Raw genomic sequence first — 15,428 nt, 5'->3', positions numbered from 1 at the left:
CGCGGTGCCCGGGTCCGTCGCCGCAGAGTGACCCGGGTGCTCGCCCGTCGCCCCTTACAAGCGCGGCGCACCGTGTGCGACGTGATCGTCGCGATGCGTCGGCCGGTCGCAGGGTGTCGAGCAGTGTGGACGACGGCATCTCGTACCAGTGGCGATGCGGAGCTGGGCCGGCCAGTCCAGTCATGCGTCGGCGCCCTGGATTCTCGCGGCCATGGGCCGTACTCGAGTACGGCCCATGGCCGCCTTCGGGCGCGCAGGGGCGGCCCGATGTCGGGATGCCGCCGTGCGGGGACGCGGGTCCAGTCGTACGGTTTTGGTATGTGCGCTGTCCAGGCCAATGGCGACGGGCCGCACAACCCCCTCGCCGTCAGACGCACCCCTGGGCACGGCGAGTTCGTGACCGACGCAGCGTCATCAGTGTCCGGCCTGAGCCCAGTCGACTCTTTTGTCTCACTTCTCGTCAATCCCCCACAGTGCCTGAGCGTGCTCGGGACGCGGACGTGCCGCCGCGGCCATGACCGGACTGGCTGAGATGTGGCGTGTGTTCGCCGGGGCTGAAGGACCGAACGGGAGAACAATGAACGGAATACGTGTCTCTTGTGGATGTCTGGCTGCCGGGATGGCCACCGTTGCGCTCTCGTGTGCCCCTGCGATGGATCATGCGAGCGGCAAGGTGCCGGTCGCTGCAGTGACTTCGGAACGCCCGTCCGAGACGCTGACACCCATTCTCGAACAGGCGATCCCGAATATTCAGGGGAAAACCTTCACGTCGGCGCTCGTGAGCTTCCCGCCCGACGCACGCGCGGTGCCACACCGCCATGGCGAGGCGTTCGTCTACGCCTATGTACTCGACGGCACGATGCGCAGCCAGCTCGACGGCGAGCCGGCCCGTACGTATCACCAGGGCGAACACTGGGTTGAGCAACCGGGCGCTTATCACGTGCTGACGGAGAACACCAGCAAGACGGAACCTGCGAAGCTCCTGGTCGTCTTCATCTCGAACACAGGGGACGAGCTCAAGGTTCCAGAGCCCTGACACCGCGGCCCTGTCACGTGGGTGTCGGTCGTCGGCGCTCGGCACGTATCGGGTGCGTGGCGGGGGAGCGTCGTGCGGGGCGTCCATCCGGTGGGGGGTGAGAGTTCGCGGTCCCGTCGACCGTTCACGAAGAGCGTGGTGAGTAAGCCGGGTCTCCTCACGGCCTGCTGCGTACGCTCTCATCGCTCCGGGCATCGACGAGGGCCTCGCGCCGTCAAGGCCGGCGACGGCCCGTGCACGGTGATCGTTCACTGCCGCGGGCGTCCGGCGGACTCATGAGCTCATCGGGAGTCGGTGTGCCGGTTCTTCCGGAACGGGCGGGCCGCCGAGATCCTCCGGCTTGCTGAGGTGAGGCCCAGTCCGGTGATGCTTCGCGCCCGTCCGGCCTGACGCCGGCCTGCGATGGGGGCGTCGGATTGGTGCACGAGGCACCGTGGACCGGACTCAGCGGTCCTTCAGCAGTGCCTGGCAGGCGGATCGGGTGGTCCAGGTCTGGGCACGGTCGAACGGCCAGCCGCGGTCGCCGACGAGCGTCATCCAGGCTTGCGGGCCGAGGTAGAACCAGAGCAGGTCGATGGCTTCCGCCCGAGGGACGTCGGCACGAAGTGCGCCGAGCGCCAAGAGGCGGTCGGTCGCACGGGTCAGGGCCTGGAGGTATACGTCGGCTCCCGTGTCCAGAACCTCCTTGACGGCGGGTTCCCCCGGTGGCTTCCGGTAGAGGAGTCCGTACAAGAGGTCCCAATGGCGTTCATGGACAAGGCGGGTGCCTTCGGCGATCAGGTCTATGACGGCACGGGGATCGTCGCTGGCCTCGAAGGCGACGACGGCGTCGGTGATGCTCGGCCCGGCGAGTATCGGCTCCAGCAGGGCCGTCAGGATGCTCGGCTTGTTCCCCACGCTGCTGTACACCGTCGGGACGGCGACTGTCGCCGCCTCGGCGATCTCCCCGATGGTGACGCCGGTGTACCCGCGCGCAAGGAAGAGCTTTTGCGCGTTGCCGAGGATGGTCTCACGGGTGGCGGCTGCCGAGTTCGTTCGGCGAGGGGAGTCGTACTTGCGAGTAGTCATCGGCACACCATACCTCCGTGAGGCATGTCACTATATTGACTATATAAGCATCCAATGAATATGGTCTTCTCCATGCCCAGAGATGCCCTTGAGCACGTTCCGGCGGTCGTGGAGACTCGGCTTGCTCACGAGGTCCACCGTGTCGCCACCACCCTTCTGGCCGAGGCCGCCCCGCGCCCCTCAGTACCGCTGAGCGCGCTGGGGCAGCTGCGCGACTTCCTCGTCGCGAACCTGCGCCACCACCACGAGACCGAGGACAACGACCTGTGGCCGCGGATCGTCGCCATGGCGCCGGACACGGCTCACGCGCTCGCCATGCTGAGCGAGGAGCACGAGCACCTCGAGGAGGTGCTCGATCAGCTGGCCGCGGTGGACCTGGACGACAACGATGTCCGCGCCGAAATCGGCCCGTCCGGGCGCACAGGTACCGGCGGCGGCTTTGTGACGGACCAGGTCCGCAGCGCGCTGCGAGAGGCGGCCGTCGCAGTACGCGACACGGTGCACGACCACCTCGCCAGTGAAGAGCCCCTCCTGTTCCCCGCACTTAGCGACCACATCAGCCCAGCCCAGTGGCAGGACTTCGCACAGCGAGTGATCGCTACCACACCGCCCGTGGGAGGGCACCTGATGATCGGCTTGCTCGATGAAGTGGGGACGCCCGCGGAAGTGGAGCTGGTGCTCGCCGGCTTGCCGGAGCCGCTGCGCCCACTGCTTCCCGTCATGCGTCTGCAAGCGACGGAAGACCTGCGAATCTTGCGCGGCGTGAGCGACTGATCTCCGCACCCTCGGTGCCGGGCGCAGAAAAGCGGCGTCCTGCGGACGTGGCCGCCATTCCACCCCCGACCGATGAACACCTCGCCTCGACAGCGCCTCGGCCGACCATGAGCGACCGGTTTCACCACCGGGCTCAGTGCTCGATGCGGCAGTGCCCCCTACGGCAAGGCGGCAGGACGCCGACACGCCCTCCGCCGGCTCAGCATCGGGCTGAATTCACACACAAGAATCTAGAAAGGACTTTTATTATGGCGACCGTTCTCGACCAGTATTTCGAGATCTTGGACCGGGCCGACCAACGCCTCTCCGCTCTGGAAGGCCTTCGGGACATCTTCGCCGAGAACGTGCTGCTGATGCACGCCGGAGAAATGGTCCAGGGCCGGGAGCACGCCATCGACTTCCACCGGGACCAGGCTGCCAAGTGGAAGGAGTCCAACCACCACTGGGCGACCTCCATACAGGCCGACGGTTCCGTCACCGGCAAATGGAGTCAGGCCGGCCTGGACCTGAGGGGCAACGGATGCTCCGGAAGCGGCCACGTCACCGCGACCCTCGACTCCGAAGGGCGGATCTCCCAGCTCCACCTGACTCTGACCGGCGGATCGGACCGTGCCCGCCTGCTCATCGCCAAGCACCTCGAGATCTGGATGATTCCGGACGCGACCGCCCGCGCCAAGGCGATGGAAGACATCTACACCGAAGACATCACGGTCATGGAACCTGAGGACGTCTTCGTAGGCCGAGAAGTGATCAGCGACTACATCGACATCGTCCAGCGCAAGGCTCCGCCCCTGAGCGCCCGGCTCGTCAGCCACTCTCAGAACAAGGAATACATCCACTGGAGCTGGAACTTCGGCTTCCCGGGCAACAAGACGGCACTGGGATCCGAGGTCCTCCACCTCAAGGGCGATCTGATCGAAAAGATCGTCATCTTCAGCGATGACACCGACATCTTCACCGAGGGCACGCGGTAGACACAGCGCGGTTCGACGGTGCCGGCTCTCCACGAGCGAGCTGGCCGATGCCTGCGGGCTGTCCGGCAGTGACATGTCCCGGCTGGTGAACCGCATCGAGGAGCAGGCACTCGTGCGACGCGCGCGGTCCCCGGAGGACCGACGGTCCCTGCTCCTGCTGCTCACTCCCTCAGGGCGGACCCGACTCGAACAGGCATGGCCCACGAATCTCGCCGGCGTCCGGCGGCACGTCTTCTCCCGACTGCAGGGGGTGTGACGTCGCCGCCGCTGCGGAGGTACTGGAGCGCATCGCCCCGAGCCGCTAGCCGCCAGGCAGCGTCGGCCGGACGTGGCGCAGGAAGGCCGCGTTGTCCGGGGTCTGCCGCATCCGCTCCAGCAACGCCTCCGGACCGGCCTCGCCGTCCCGGGTCCGCAGGGCCCGCCGCAGCCCGCGCGCGGCGGCCAACTCGGCCGGGGGCAGCAGTAGTTCCTCGCGGCGGGTGCCGGAGCCGGTGATGTCGACCGCGGGAAAGACACGTCGTGAGGCCAGCTCGCGGCTCAGCCGGAGTTCCATGTTGCCGGTGCTCTTGAGCTCCTCGAAGAAGAAGTCGTCGGCCCGCGAGCCGGTCTCGACCAGGACGGTGGCGAGGACGGTCAGCGAACCGCCCTCCTCGGCCAGTCGCGCGGCACCGAAGAACCGCTTGGGTCCCTGCAGCGCCGCCGCGTCCACACCGCCGGAGAGAGTGCGGCCACCGGCGGCGGCCGCGTTGTTGTGCGCCCGGCACAGCCGGGTCAGCGAGTCGAGCAGGATCACGACGTCCTCACCGTTCTCGACGAGCCGCTTGGCCCGCTCGATCACCAGCTCGGCGAGCGCGATGTGCTCCCTGGGTGTCCGGTCGAAGGTCGACGCGTACACCTCGCCGCGCACCGAGCGCCGCATGTCCGTGACTTCCTCGGGACGCTCGTCGAGCAGTACGACGATCAGCCGGCACTCGGGGTGGTTTCCGGCGACGGCGGCCGCGATCTGCTGGAGCAGCACGGTCTTGCCGGTCTTGGGCGGGGCCACGACCAGCCCGCGCTGCCCCTTGCCGACGGGGGAGAGCAGGTCGACGACGCGTCCTGTGAGGCCGGCCGCCGGGTGTTCCAGGCGCAGCCGCTCGCGGGGGTGCAGGGGGGTGAGGTCGGGGAAGCTGCGGCGGTCCCGGAGCCGACCGGGTGCCTCGCCGTTCACGCGCTCGACCTCGTTCACGGTGCCCCGGGAGCCGCCCGCTGCTTCGACGAGGTCGCCCTTGCGGAGCCCGTACCTGCGGATCAGGGCGGCCGGGACGTGCGGATCGGCGGGCGACGGCAGGAGGCCGGGGCCGCGCAGACGCCCCTTGCCGCCCGGGTCGACGTCGAGGACACCGGTGACGGACTCGGCCGCGGCGGCTCCCCGCAGGGGAGGGTGTTCGAGAGTGGTGGTCATGGAGTGTCGGTCCTTTCACGGACTCGCGGGCCCGCGTCACGGGCGGCATTGAGCGAAGGGAAGGGGGGAAGGCCGCGGACGAGGCGTGCGTACAGGCCTCCGGGCGGCGGGAGACAGCACCTCGGAGTGGATGTGGAGGTCCACGCGGGAGGTGGTGTCGGAAAGCCGCTGCACCGGCCGGGAACGGCGGTGATGTGCGTGCTGAGGAAGGAACGGCACCGGCGCCACGACCGGGCGTACACAAGTGCCGAAGCGACCATACCATCCGACAGGGTGCCGGTGCCATGCCGTCTGCGACAGCGGTTCGGGCGGCCGCGGCTCCGTACGGCCTGTCCCGCTCTTGACGCCGTCGTCGGGCGGGCGGGACTAAGCTGAGGCCGATGTTCAGCCCCCAAGGTCCCAGCCTGCGCGAACTCGCCGTCCAGGCGCTGTCGTCGGTCGAGCGCGGCTACGACCTGCTCGCGCCGAAGTTCGACCACACGCCCTTCCGCACGCCGGACTCGGTGCTGGACGCCGTCGCCGCGGAGCTGCGGCGGATCGGGCCGTTCGAGGACGGTCTCGACGTCTGCTGCGGCACCGGCGCGGGCGCCGATGTGCTGCGGGACGTGTGCGAGAGGAGTGTCACGGGGGTCGACTTCAGCGCGGGCACGCTCGCGGTCGCCCGGGAGCGTGTCCCCTCCGGCGCGCCCCGGGTGTCCTGGGTGCGGGCGGACGCCCGGGCCCTGCCGTTCCGGCCCGCCTTCGATGTCGCCGTGAGCTTCGGGGCGTTCGGGCACTTCCTGCCGCGGGAACTGCCCGGGCTGTTCGCGCAGGTCCGTTCCGTGCTGCGGCCGGGCGGTCGCTTCGTCTTCCCGGTCGTGAGCCCGCCCAGGACGCTCTCGCTCACCAACGGCATGCTGCTGGGCTTCGACCTGGTGATGCGGGTCCGCAACGCCGTGTGGCGGCCTCCGTTCGTCATGTACTACCGGTCCGTACGGTTCGGGCATCTCCTGCGGGAGCTGGAAGGCGCCGGGTTCCAGGTGGAGCTTCGCCCGCTGCCCGGCTTCGGGTGGCGACCGGACGGAAGCCCGCGGGTGCGTATGGTCGTCGCCCGGCGCCTCGGGTGAGGGCCCGGACCCGCAGCCGGTTCCTCGCGACCGCCGCGGACGGTCAGACCGCTGCCGCGAGAGTGAACTCGTAGACGAGCGCCTCCCGTTGGGCGTCCACGACCAGCTCGGTGAACTCCAGTGGCCGCTCGTGCTGGTCGTGCACGAGACGGGTCACCCGGACCGAGGGGCTGTCCGCCGGCCGGGTGATGGCGTCGCGGTGATGCAGGGTCAGGCCCGCTGTCCGCATCCAGTCGTAGGCGCGGCGCAGCTGGGCCGCCGAGGTGCCGTCGGCGCGCTCGCGGTAGCGGCCCAGTTGGTCCACCTCGGCCAGAGCGACGGCGGAGAAGGAACTGACGGCGCTGCGCAGGCCGCGGCCGTCGGCCGAGGCGGACTCGTAGTGGTGCATCAGGGTCGGCCGGTGCGGGGCGAGCAGGAGGGCCGCCGCGTGCGCGGGTGGGGGTGTCTCCCAGGTGACGGTCGCCCGGTCCACGGCGCGTCCGACGGGGCCGCGCCGGACGCCGATGGGGAAGGCCGGCGAGGCCGGGTGCTCGACCGGCGGACCGGGGAGGGTGGCGTGGCTGCCGCGCCGGTCGGTGGCCACCAGGCCGTCCCGGCGCAGCACCTCCAGCGCCTGTCGTACGGTCTCTCTGCTGACCCCGAAGTGCTCGGCCAACTGCCGTTCGGCGGGCAGCCGTTCACCGGGCGGGATCGTGCCGTCGCCCAGTTCGCCGAGCAGTTCCCTGGCGACCCACCAGTACAGGGGCTGTTCGTCGGGGTGCTGGTGATCGTGCGGGGTGGTGCGGGCCATGCCGCGCCCTCCTGTTGATGACGTGCCGTAGCCGTGCGGGCTCATTGCGCCACCAGATCTAGCATTGGTCTAAACCACCAGGGAAGACCGGTCGGGCGGTTCGGCCGAAACGTACCGGGCGCGAACCGGCCGCAGGAGGGGAGCGGCACCCTCAGAGGGCGCGGTACACGGCGTTCACCAGTGCCATCTTGCGGGGATCGTCGGCTATGTGCGGCCCCATGCGGTTCATCACATAACCGAGTGACACGCCGGCCTCCGGGTCGGCGAGCCCGGCCGAACCTCCGAACCCGTCGTGCCCCACGGCGCGCGGGTTGGGCCCGTACGAGCCGTTGGGTCCGCTGAGCCACAGGCCGAGGCCGATCTCCGTCTCGGCCTCGAAACCGGCGCCCAGCACCAGGTCACGGCAGCTGCCCTGCCCCTCGCGCACCCGCTCGGCCGCCTCGGGGGACAGGACACGGCGGCCGTCGTACGTCCCCCTGCCCGCGAGGATCCCGTACAGGGCGGCCACCGCCCGCGCGGTGCCGTGGCCGTTCGCGGCGGGGATCTCGGCGGCCCGCCACGCCGGTGTGTTGGCCTCGGCCGCGCCCACCGCGGGGTTGGTCAGGGCGGCGAGCGCGGCGGGCGACAACTGGCTGAAGATCGCCGCCTGTTCGCTGCTCGGCGCGACCCTGCGGTGCGTCAGCTCCGCCACCCGTCCGGCCTCCCCTTCCGCCAGTCCGATACCGAAGTCGATGCCGAGCGGCCCGGTCACCTCCCGCGCCAGGAACGCGCCGGGCCGCAGCCCCGAGACGCGCCGCACGACCTCCCCGACCAGATGGCCGTACGTCAGCGCGTGGTACCCCGACAGCGTCCCCGGCTCCCACCAGGGCTCCATGGCCGCGAGCCGGCGGGTCGTCACCTCCCAGTCGCACAGGTCGGCGAACGAGTGCGGTTCCCGCGGGCCGGACAGTCCGGCGCGGTGGCAGAGCAGATGCCGGACGAGCACCTTCTCCTTGCCCGCCGCGGCGAACTCCGGCCAGTACGTGGCCACCGGCGCGTCGAGGTCCAGCAGCCCCCGGTCGGCGAGGAGGTGCGCGCACAGTGCCACCGGGCCCTTGGACGTCGACCAGACGTTGACCAGTGTGTCGCGCTCCCAGGGCCGGGTGCGGGCCGGATCGGCCCAGCCGCCCCACAGATCGACCACCGTCACGCCGTCGGCGACGACGGTGACCGCCGCGCCCAGTTCCTGCCGCTCCCGGAAGTTCTCCTCGAACGCCGAACGCACCGCCGTGAAGCGGGCGTCGCAGTGGCCGTGGATCTGTGGCTCGCGCTCGGACATACAGCCTCCGTCGTCCGTGGGAAGCCCGGTCCACGACCCTGCGGACCGGGGCTCCCTGAACGTACCGACTGGTCGGACGGCGCGGAAGGGCGGGTCGCGCGACGGGCGACGGGTCGGGTGAGGAAGAGCGGGCCCGGCGGCTCCTGACGGCCGCTCCCGGTCGCTCAGACGTACGACCGCAGCCAGCGCATCCTGGTGGCGGCCTGGAACGGGCCGCCGCCCTCGTGGTCGTTGAAGTCGTACACCTCGATCGCCTTGTCCTCGTGCGCCCAGGCGTTGAACGCCGCGAAGACCGTGGACGGCGGGCACGTCTGGTCCTCCAGCGCCGTCGAGAACAGGGCGGGGGCCCGGCCGCGCGCGGCGAAGTGCACCCCGTCGAAGTAGGAGAGCGTGCGCAGCGCGTCCTCGGCGCGGCCGCGGTGCGTCCTGAGGTAGAGGCCGATCTCGGGGTACGGATGACGGTCCGTCAGCGTCGTGGCGCGCGGGTAGTCGCACAGGAAGGGCACGTCCGGCGCGACCGCCACCAGGTCCGGGACCAGACCGCCGACGGCGATGCTGATGCCGCCGCCCTGGCTGGTGCCGAGCGCGACGGTCCTGGCCGCGTCGGAGAGCGGATGGGAGCGGGCCGCCTCGACCGCGCGCACCGCGTCCGTGAACACCCGGCGGCCGGAACCGCCTCCGGCGACCCCGCAGGGGCGTCACCGGCACGTTCCGACGGGTCGGCGTCAGGGCCGCCTCAGCCCCGCCGCCTCAGGCCCGGCGGCGCGTCCACTCCGGTTCCGTACGCGCCCAGGCGCGCTCCCACTCGGCCATCCGGCGCCGGTTCGCCGCCCGCCGGACGGCCATGTTCCCCAGCAGCACCACCCCGGCCGAGCCGGCCGTGGCGCAGACGCCCAGCGTCAGGGCGTGCTGCCACACCGTCGTGGCGCTCGGGGGCGGCGGCACACTGCGGCCCCGTCCGTCGAACCACACGTCGACGCTCTCCCCGGGTCTCGTCCCCGCCGGGACCCGCGCCGTGCCCGTACGGGGACCCTCGCCGGGCTCTGTCCAGCGCACGGTCGCGCGGTAGGTGTACTCCCGCCCGGCCTGCACCGCGGGCAGGGTGTCGGGGGTCCTGCCGACGACCTCCGCCCGGACGTGCCGCCGGTCCTCGCCCTGGGCCACCGCGATGCGCCGCGCCTCGCCGTGCGCCCACCAGCCCGTCAGCGCCCCGGCCAGCGGCGCGCCCAGGAACAGCAGGACGGCGACGGCCACCACCGTCCACGCCTCGATCACGTCCGACCTGCGCCGCAGCGCATTGCGCCGCCAGCGCCAGCCGCGCACCCCGGTCCGCATCTCCGCCTCCTCGCCCTCACCGGAGCCGGGGGAGCGGAGCCGCCGCCCTCGGGCCCGTGTAGGTGTGCGAGTGCCACATGACTGTCGTACCCCGCCACAGCGGGTTCCCGCACGGGCAGAGGGCGGCGGGAAGGCGGAATCCTCAGCCGAAGCGTTCGATCCGGATGCGGTCCACCGGCTGGCCTGCCGCGACGAGCAGGCGAGACGCGTGCTCGGCGAAGGCGTTGGACCCGCACACATAGGCCTCCCACCCGCCGGGAGGCGCGGCGGCCAGGAGCGGTGCCACATGTGCCGCGGTGATCCGGCCCACCGGTACGCCCGCCGGGGCCGTACGGGTGAAGACGGGCGTCGTCTCGGCGCCGTACTCCCGCGCGTAGATCAGGTCCCCGGGCCCGCGCGCGGACACCAGCAGCCGCAGCGGCACGGACAGGCCGCGCGCCCGGTGGTGCCGCACCATCGACATCAGCGGGACGACCCCGGAACCGGCGCCGATCAGCAGCGCGGGGCGGTCGCCGGGCCAGGCGAAGAAGCCGCTCAGTGGACCCCGCACCTCGACGCGGTCACCGGGCCGGGCCTCGCCGTGGAACCAGCCCGAGACCTCACCGCCCTCGACCTGGTCCAGGGTCAGCTCGATGTGTCCGGAGTCGTCCGGAGCCGACGCGATCGAGTAGTGGCGCTGGGCGACGTAGCCGTCGGCGGCGGTCAGCCGGAGCAGCAGGTGCTGGCCGGGAAGATGCCCCGCCCAGGCGGGCACCGCGAACCGGAAGGTGGCCGCGCCCGGCGTCTCACGGCGGACGCCGGTGAGCGTGGCGGTCTGCCAGCGGACGGCGGCGGTCCCGTCCACGGCGATGCGCCCGGGCACCGCGAAGCGCGTAGGGGGAACGAAGGTGTCAGTCACCGGAGTACCGCTGCTCCTCCCACGGGTTGCCCCGCGCGTGGTAGCCGTTGCGCTCCCAGAAACCGGGTTCGTCGGCGCCGAGCAGGCGGATTCCGGCGATCCACTTGGCGCTCTTCCAGAAGTACAGGTGCGGCACGATCAGCCGCGCCGGGCCGCCGTGCTCCGCCGCGAGCGGCCGGCCGTCGTACTCCCAGGCGACCCAGGCCCGGCCGCCGGTGAGGTCGGCGAGCGGGAGGTTCGCGGTGTACCCGGTGTGCGCGTACGCGACGGCGTGCGTGGCGGTCGGCAGCGGGCCCACCCGCTCCAGGAAGGTGTCGAGCGAGACGCCCGCGAAACGCACCCCGAACTTCGACCAGCCCGTCACGCAGTGGATGTCGCCCTCGTGCACCGAGGCGGGCAGCGCGTGCGCCTCCGCCCAGTCCCAGGTACGGGGCTCGGCCACCAGGCCGTCGACGCGGAAGGTCCACTCGGCCGGCGTGAGCGCGGGGGTGACCTCGGCCGACAGGACGGGCCAGTCGTCGCCCGCGTCGTACTGCCCGGGCGGCAGCCCCGGGTCGTCGACGCGCGGGCGCCCGGTGAAGCCTCGGGTGACGTTCATGCGGTGGTGCCTCCAGACCGCCTGCGCGGCGGCCCCGCGGACAGAGCCTGATCAGTGCGTACGCGTACCACCGTACGGGTACGCGGTCCGGCCCCCGCAACCGCCGGCGGCCCTCGCGCCGTACCGCTCCGGACATCCGGACATCCGGCCCCCGGCGGACCGCCGAAGGTCCGGCGGTCCCACGCGTCCTGGGCGCGGCACCCCCTCCCGTGTCCGGTCGCGCGACGCGACCGCGGGCCGGGAGGGGCGGCGGGGAACGGGACGGTGTCCGTCCGGCCTCTGGGGTAGTGTGGCCCTCCGGCTGAGGGCGGTCCCAGCCGCGCGTGACCGAGGAGGTGAGCCCCATCACCGCTGTGTCAGTTCGGGTGCTCTCCTCTCATGTCGGCTCGGAACACCGGCAGTAGACGACCGCGAGAGCGCCCTCCGGCTCCCGAGAGGCCCGCGCCCCGCATGCCCCTGCCGCTTTCCCCCGCTCCCGCCGACGTGGTGGCCGCCCTGCGCGCCGCCGGCTGTGTCTTCGCCGAGGACGAGGCGGAGTTGATCCTCGGCGCCGCCCGCTCCCCGGACGAACTCGCCGCGATGGTGGCCCGCCGCACCGCCGGCCTGCCGCTCGAACTCGTCCTCGGCTGGGCCGAGTTCAGCGGTCTGCGGATCGCCGTCGAACCCGGCGTCTTCGTGCCCCGCCGCCGCACCGAGTTCCTCGTCGCGCAGGCCCTCACCGCCGTCCCTGCCGCCTCGGTCGTCGTCGACCTGTGCTGCGGCTCGGGTGCGGTGGGCGCCGCCCTGACGGCGGCTCTGGGCCGGGTCGAACTGCACGCCGCCGACGTGGACCCGGCCGCGGTGGACTGCGCCCGGCGCAACGTCGCCGGGCTCGGCGGACGGGTCCACCAGGGCGACCTGTACGCGGCGCTTCCCGGCCCGCTGCGGGGCCGCGTGGACATCCTCGCCGCGAACGTTCCCTACGTCCCCACCGCCGAGGTCGCCCTCCTGCCCGCCGAGGCACGCGACCACGAACCGACCGTCGCCCTCGACGGCGGCGCCGACGGACTCGACGTGCTGCGCCGGGTCGCCGCCGGGGCCCGCGAGTGGCTCGCGCCGGGCGGCTGCCTCCTCACGGAGACGAGCGAACGCCAAGCCCCGCAGGCCGTGGCCGTGTTCACCCGGGCCGGCCTGACGGCCCGGGTGACCGCGTCGGCGGACCGGTACGCGCACGTGGTGATCGGCACCCGCTGATCCGGGGCGCGGGCGCGGCGGGCGGACCTCAGTCGCCCGGCTGCGCCCGTGCGATGAGGACGGCCACGTCGTCGTGGTTGTCGGGGTGGTGGAGGGTGCGGACGAGGAGTTCGCACACCGCCTCCAGGGGGCGGGCCGGATCGTCGAGGAGGTGCAGCAGGGTGTCCAGCCGTTCGTCGAGGGAGTGCGTGCGGGTCTCGACCAGTCCGTCGGTGTACAGGACGAGTTGGTCACCGGGGCCGAGGGTGAAGGCGGTGGTGGTGAACTCGACGCCGCCCACGCCCAGCGGGGCGCCGGTCGGCAGGTCGAGCAGCTCCCGTGTCCCGTCGCCCCGGACGTGGACGGGCGGCAGATGGCCCGCGTTGGCGATCAGGCAGCGCCCCTGCCCGGGATCGTGGACGGCGTACACGCAGGTCGCGATGGAGTGGTCGAGGCCCGAGGTGATCCGGTCGAGGTGCTCGAGGAGCACGGCGGGGTCGAGGTCGAGCGACGCCAGCGTGGTCGTGGCGGTACGCAGCCGGCCCATGGTCGCCGCGGCCGTGATGCCGCTGCCCATGACGTCGCCCACGACGAGCGCGGTCTTGCCGCCCTCCAGCGGAATGACGTCGAACCAGTCGCCGCCGACCTCGGTGGCGGCGCCGGCGGGCTGATAGCGGGAGGCGACCTCCAGGCCGCCGGTGACGGACGGGTGGGTGGGCAGCAGGCTCCGCTGGAGGGTGATCGCGGTGTCGCGGGCGTTCTGGTACCAGCGGGCGTTGTCGATCTGCACCGCCGCCCGCGCGGCCAGTTCACGGGCGAGCAGCAGGTCGTCCTCGCTGAACGGCAGCGGATTGTGGATGCGCTTGAGGTCGAGGGCGCCGAGCACCTCGCCGCGCGCGATGAGCGGCACGGCGAGATAGGAGTGCACGCCGGCGTCGGCCAGCAGGGCGGCGGCCTCCGGGGACCGGGCGATGCGCGGCAGGTCCTCGTCCTTGACCTGCGGGACCATCACCGGCCGCGCCGAACGCAGGCACTCGGTGATCAGGCGGTCGGGATCGTAGCGGGCCACCTGCCCCGGGGTGTCGGCCGCGCGCAGCGCCTCCGGAGCGTTGTCCGCCCGCACGGCCAGCGCGCGGATCACGGCCGGCGCGCACGGGTCGTCGCTGCCGCGCCGGCCGCCGATCACCGAGTCCAGCAGATCGACGGCGGCGACGTCCGCCAGCTCGGGCACCGCCACGTCGGCCAGTTCGCCGGCGGTGCGGTCCAGGTCCAGAGTGGTGCCGATCCGGGCCGAGGCGTCCGCGATGAGCGCCAGCCGACGCCGCGCGGCCTCCGCCTCGATGCCCGCCCGGCGCTGTTCCGTGACGTCCGTGACCGACTTGGCGACGCCGAGCACGGTGCCCAGCGCGTCCTCCAGGCGGTAGAGCGAGACCGACCAGGCGTGGTCCTCGTAGGGGTCGGCCGGGGTACGGCCGGAGAGGGGATGGTCGACCAGCGGCTGCCCGGTCTCCAGGACGTGCCGCAACGCGGCGTCCAGGGGACCCAGGTCCAGCATCGGCAGCACCTCGTCGACGCGGCGGCCGATGTGCTCCTCGGCGGGGACGCCGTTGATCCGTACCAGCGCCGCGTTCACGGACACATAGCGCAGCCCGGTGTCCAGAACCGCCAGCCCGATCGGTGACTGCGCGATCATCCGCGTGGACAGGGCCACGTCCTGCTCCAGCCGGCGCACGGTCGACTGGTCCGCGGCCAGGCCCAGGGCGTAGACCGCGCCCTGGTCGTCCAGCAGCCGCATGTTGCGGAACTCCACCAGGCGGGTGCTGCCGTCCTTGCGCCGCACCGGGAAGGCGCCGGCCCAGCCCTGGCCGGTGGCCATGACGTCGGCGAACAACTTCTTGACCAGGCCGAGGTGCTCCTCGTGCACCATCACCCGGGCGGCGTAGGTGCCGAGCGCCTCCCGTGCCGGGTAGCCGAACAGTTCCTCGGCCTGGGGACTCCACAGGACGATACGGCCCTCGGTGTCCAGCACCACCGAGGCCACCCCCAGCACGTCGAGCAGCCCGCTGGGCCGCCCCGGCCCACTGCCCGGCTCGGCCCCGTCCGTCACGGGTGGCCCGGTTGGTCCCATCGCACGCACCGCCTTCGCCTTGCGCCACGGCACGCCGTCCCGTGCCGACTCCCCTTGCCGCCCGCGCTCAACCATCTCTCATACGCCACGATCGCCCTACTCCACCATCCCTCAGCATGACTGGGGTGTCCGGCGTCGGGACCGGGTTCGGCGCGGCCCGTTCGCGCGGCCCGGCCGGCATCTCTCGCAGGAGGCCCGGGACGCGGTTCCTTTCGGGGCTGTACATCCGGGAATCCGGTGGTTCTCCGGGAGTGCGCCCGGCGCCGCGGGGGAACTCGTCCGCCGTACCGCGGCGCGGCCAGGAGAGGAGCCACCACGATGGAAAGTGAGCGACTGCACCCGGAACCCATCTCTCTGGAGATCAGTGGATGCAGCAAGGAGGACGCCCGGATCGTCTTCGACAGCCTGTGCGCGTACTTCGACTCGGACCGATGCTCGGACGACGTGCCGCGTGACTGGCACGAGGTCCGGCCGACGGTCTGGCTCGGCACCTACGAGGTCGCCGCGCCGCACGAGGGCGCGCACCCGGCCACCCCCCGGCTCTCGGCCTCGGTCGAGGCCGACGCGCACGGAGGGTACTGGGCGATCGACCGCTTCCGCACGACCCTGCACGAGCTTTTCAGGGTCCACGACCTCAGCACGGCCTCGGGCGACCAGGAGCGGGAGCTGCACGTGAGGCTGGAGAACCGCTGACCGATGTGGCGCGACGGACACCCCTTCCGTTGTGCAACTAGTTGCATAAACCGT

The 15,428-nt window shown here is 72.1% G+C and carries 15 protein-coding genes and 1 pseudogene; 7 read left to right on the top strand and 9 right to left on the bottom strand.

The features are described 5' to 3' along the window. Window positions 1–619 precede the first annotated feature (619 nt). A complete protein-coding gene (locus ACWCPM_RS22910) occupies window positions 620–1,036 on the top strand; it encodes a cupin domain-containing protein (protein ID WP_450978095.1) in 417 nt (138 codons plus the stop codon). Between the two features lie 444 nt (window positions 1,037–1,480). Here the strand turns inward: ACWCPM_RS22910 and ACWCPM_RS22905 are convergent, their stop codons facing one another. Next, window positions 1,481–2,104, bottom strand: coding sequence for a TetR/AcrR family transcriptional regulator (locus ACWCPM_RS22905; protein ID WP_450978094.1), 624 nt, complete (start codon window positions 2,102–2,104; stop codon window positions 1,481–1,483). Window positions 2,105–2,176: 72 nt separating this feature from the next. Here ACWCPM_RS22905 and ACWCPM_RS22900 point away from each other — a divergent pair, with 72 nt between their 5' ends. The 3 genes from ACWCPM_RS22900 to ACWCPM_RS22890 all read left to right on the top strand — a co-directional run bounded on the left by ACWCPM_RS22900 (window position 2,177) and on the right by ACWCPM_RS22890 (window position 4,108). Next, window positions 2,177–2,878, top strand: coding sequence for a hemerythrin domain-containing protein (locus tag ACWCPM_RS22900; RefSeq protein ID WP_450978093.1), 702 nt, complete (start codon window positions 2,177–2,179; stop codon window positions 2,876–2,878). A 248-nt stretch (window positions 2,879–3,126) separates the two neighbouring features. Next, complete coding sequence (locus tag ACWCPM_RS22895) at window positions 3,127–3,852, top strand: hypothetical protein (RefSeq protein WP_450978092.1); 726 nt, start codon at window positions 3,127–3,129, stop codon at window positions 3,850–3,852. Beyond that, on the top strand, window positions 3,818–4,108 hold the full coding sequence (locus ACWCPM_RS22890) for a MarR family transcriptional regulator (RefSeq protein WP_450978091.1): 291 nt from the start codon (window positions 3,818–3,820) through the stop codon (window positions 4,106–4,108). Before ACWCPM_RS22895 ends, ACWCPM_RS22890 begins: the two co-directional genes overlap by 35 nt. Window positions 4,109–4,153: 45 nt before the next feature. Here ACWCPM_RS22890 and rho read toward each other — a convergent pair whose 3' ends face one another. Further along, the gene (gene rho / locus ACWCPM_RS22885; RefSeq protein ID WP_450978090.1) at window positions 4,154–5,296 is read right to left on the bottom strand and encodes a transcription termination factor Rho; all 1,143 of its coding nucleotides are present in this window, start codon (window positions 5,294–5,296) and stop codon (window positions 4,154–4,156) included. A 380-nt stretch (window positions 5,297–5,676) separates the two neighbouring features. Between rho and ACWCPM_RS22880 the strand changes: the two genes are divergently transcribed. Continuing rightward, window positions 5,677–6,402, top strand: a complete 726-nt coding sequence (locus ACWCPM_RS22880; RefSeq protein WP_450978089.1) for a class I SAM-dependent methyltransferase — start codon at window positions 5,677–5,679, stop codon at window positions 6,400–6,402. Between the two features lie 43 nt (window positions 6,403–6,445). On the opposite strand, the gene ACWCPM_RS22875 is transcribed toward ACWCPM_RS22880, so the two are convergent. From ACWCPM_RS22875 to ACWCPM_RS22850, 6 genes and pseudogenes are all read right to left on the bottom strand, one after another. After that, the gene (locus ACWCPM_RS22875) at window positions 6,446–7,192 is read right to left on the bottom strand and encodes a GntR family transcriptional regulator (protein WP_450978088.1); all 747 of its coding nucleotides are present in this window, start codon (window positions 7,190–7,192) and stop codon (window positions 6,446–6,448) included. 151 nt (window positions 7,193–7,343) lie between these two features. Beyond that, window positions 7,344–8,510 carry a serine hydrolase domain-containing protein gene (locus ACWCPM_RS22870; RefSeq protein ID WP_450978087.1) on the bottom strand — a complete coding sequence of 389 codons (1,167 nt, stop codon included), beginning with the start codon at window positions 8,508–8,510 and terminating at the stop codon, window positions 7,344–7,346. Between the two features lie 164 nt (window positions 8,511–8,674). Beyond that, window positions 8,675–9,175, bottom strand: a pseudogene (locus tag ACWCPM_RS22865) (acetylxylan esterase); the annotation flags it as partial. 85 nt (window positions 9,176–9,260) lie between these two features. Further along, a complete protein-coding gene (locus tag ACWCPM_RS22860; protein ID WP_450978086.1) occupies window positions 9,261–9,845 on the bottom strand; it encodes an Rv1733c family protein in 585 nt (194 codons plus the stop codon). Between the two features lie 142 nt (window positions 9,846–9,987). Next, a complete protein-coding gene (locus ACWCPM_RS22855; RefSeq protein ID WP_450978085.1) occupies window positions 9,988–10,743 on the bottom strand; it encodes a ferredoxin reductase in 756 nt (251 codons plus the stop codon). Then, window positions 10,736–11,341 carry a sulfite oxidase-like oxidoreductase gene (locus ACWCPM_RS22850; RefSeq protein ID WP_450978084.1) on the bottom strand — a complete coding sequence of 202 codons (606 nt, stop codon included), beginning with the start codon at window positions 11,339–11,341 and terminating at the stop codon, window positions 10,736–10,738. The genes ACWCPM_RS22855 and ACWCPM_RS22850 overlap by 8 nt, the downstream gene beginning before the upstream one ends. A 450-nt stretch (window positions 11,342–11,791) precedes the next feature. On the opposite strand from ACWCPM_RS22850, the gene ACWCPM_RS22845 reads away from it, so the two are divergent. Next, window positions 11,792–12,574: a putative protein N(5)-glutamine methyltransferase gene (locus ACWCPM_RS22845; protein WP_450978083.1), complete on the top strand. Its 783-nt coding sequence runs from the start codon at window positions 11,792–11,794 to the stop codon at window positions 12,572–12,574. Between the two features lie 28 nt (window positions 12,575–12,602). Here the strand turns inward: ACWCPM_RS22845 and ACWCPM_RS22840 are convergent, their stop codons facing one another. Continuing rightward, entirely contained in the window at window positions 12,603–14,681 is a 2,079-nt protein-coding gene (locus tag ACWCPM_RS22840) for a SpoIIE family protein phosphatase (RefSeq protein ID WP_450978082.1), read from the bottom strand. A 318-nt stretch (window positions 14,682–14,999) separates the two neighbouring features. Between ACWCPM_RS22840 and ACWCPM_RS22835 the strand changes: the two genes are divergently transcribed. After that, on the top strand, window positions 15,000–15,374 hold the full coding sequence (locus tag ACWCPM_RS22835; RefSeq protein ID WP_450978081.1) for a hypothetical protein: 375 nt from the start codon (window positions 15,000–15,002) through the stop codon (window positions 15,372–15,374). The last annotated feature ends 54 nt before the right edge of the window (window positions 15,375–15,428 follow it).

The organism is Streptomyces sp. NPDC002309, from assembly GCF_053593375.1.
Note: the sequence above shows the minus strand (reverse complement) of the source record. Positions and strands in the feature narration are given on the sequence as shown.

Bases quoted from the DNA above. Each gene is read 5' to 3' on its own strand.
- ACWCPM_RS22905 (WP_450978094.1), bottom strand. From the start codon at position 2,104: ATGACTACTCGCAAGTACGACTCCCCTCGCCGAACGAACTCGGCAGCC.
- ACWCPM_RS22840 (WP_450978082.1), bottom strand. From the start codon at position 14,681: ATGGGACCAACCGGGCCACCCGTGACGGACGGGGCCGAGCCGGGCAGT.
- ACWCPM_RS22835 (WP_450978081.1), top strand. From the start codon at position 15,000: ATGGAAAGTGAGCGACTGCACCCGGAACCCATCTCTCTGGAGATCAGT.
- ACWCPM_RS22870 (WP_450978087.1), bottom strand. From the start codon at position 8,510: ATGTCCGAGCGCGAGCCACAGATCCACGGCCACTGCGACGCCCGCTTC.
- ACWCPM_RS22900 (WP_450978093.1), top strand. From the start codon at position 2,177: ATGCCCAGAGATGCCCTTGAGCACGTTCCGGCGGTCGTGGAGACTCGG.
- ACWCPM_RS22845 (WP_450978083.1), top strand. From the start codon at position 11,792: ATGCCCCTGCCGCTTTCCCCCGCTCCCGCCGACGTGGTGGCCGCCCTG.
- ACWCPM_RS22850 (WP_450978084.1), bottom strand. From the start codon at position 11,341: ATGAACGTCACCCGAGGCTTCACCGGGCGCCCGCGCGTCGACGACCCG.
- rho (WP_450978090.1), bottom strand. From the start codon at position 5,296: ATGACCACCACTCTCGAACACCCTCCCCTGCGGGGAGCCGCCGCGGCC.
- ACWCPM_RS22895 (WP_450978092.1), top strand. From the start codon at position 3,127: ATGGCGACCGTTCTCGACCAGTATTTCGAGATCTTGGACCGGGCCGAC.
- ACWCPM_RS22875 (WP_450978088.1), bottom strand. From the start codon at position 7,192: ATGGCCCGCACCACCCCGCACGATCACCAGCACCCCGACGAACAGCCC.
- ACWCPM_RS22880 (WP_450978089.1), top strand. From the start codon at position 5,677: ATGTTCAGCCCCCAAGGTCCCAGCCTGCGCGAACTCGCCGTCCAGGCG.
- ACWCPM_RS22890 (WP_450978091.1), top strand. From the start codon at position 3,818: ATGACACCGACATCTTCACCGAGGGCACGCGGTAGACACAGCGCGGTT.
- ACWCPM_RS22910 (WP_450978095.1), top strand. From the start codon at position 620: ATGGCCACCGTTGCGCTCTCGTGTGCCCCTGCGATGGATCATGCGAGC.
- ACWCPM_RS22860 (WP_450978086.1), bottom strand. From the start codon at position 9,845: ATGCGGACCGGGGTGCGCGGCTGGCGCTGGCGGCGCAATGCGCTGCGG.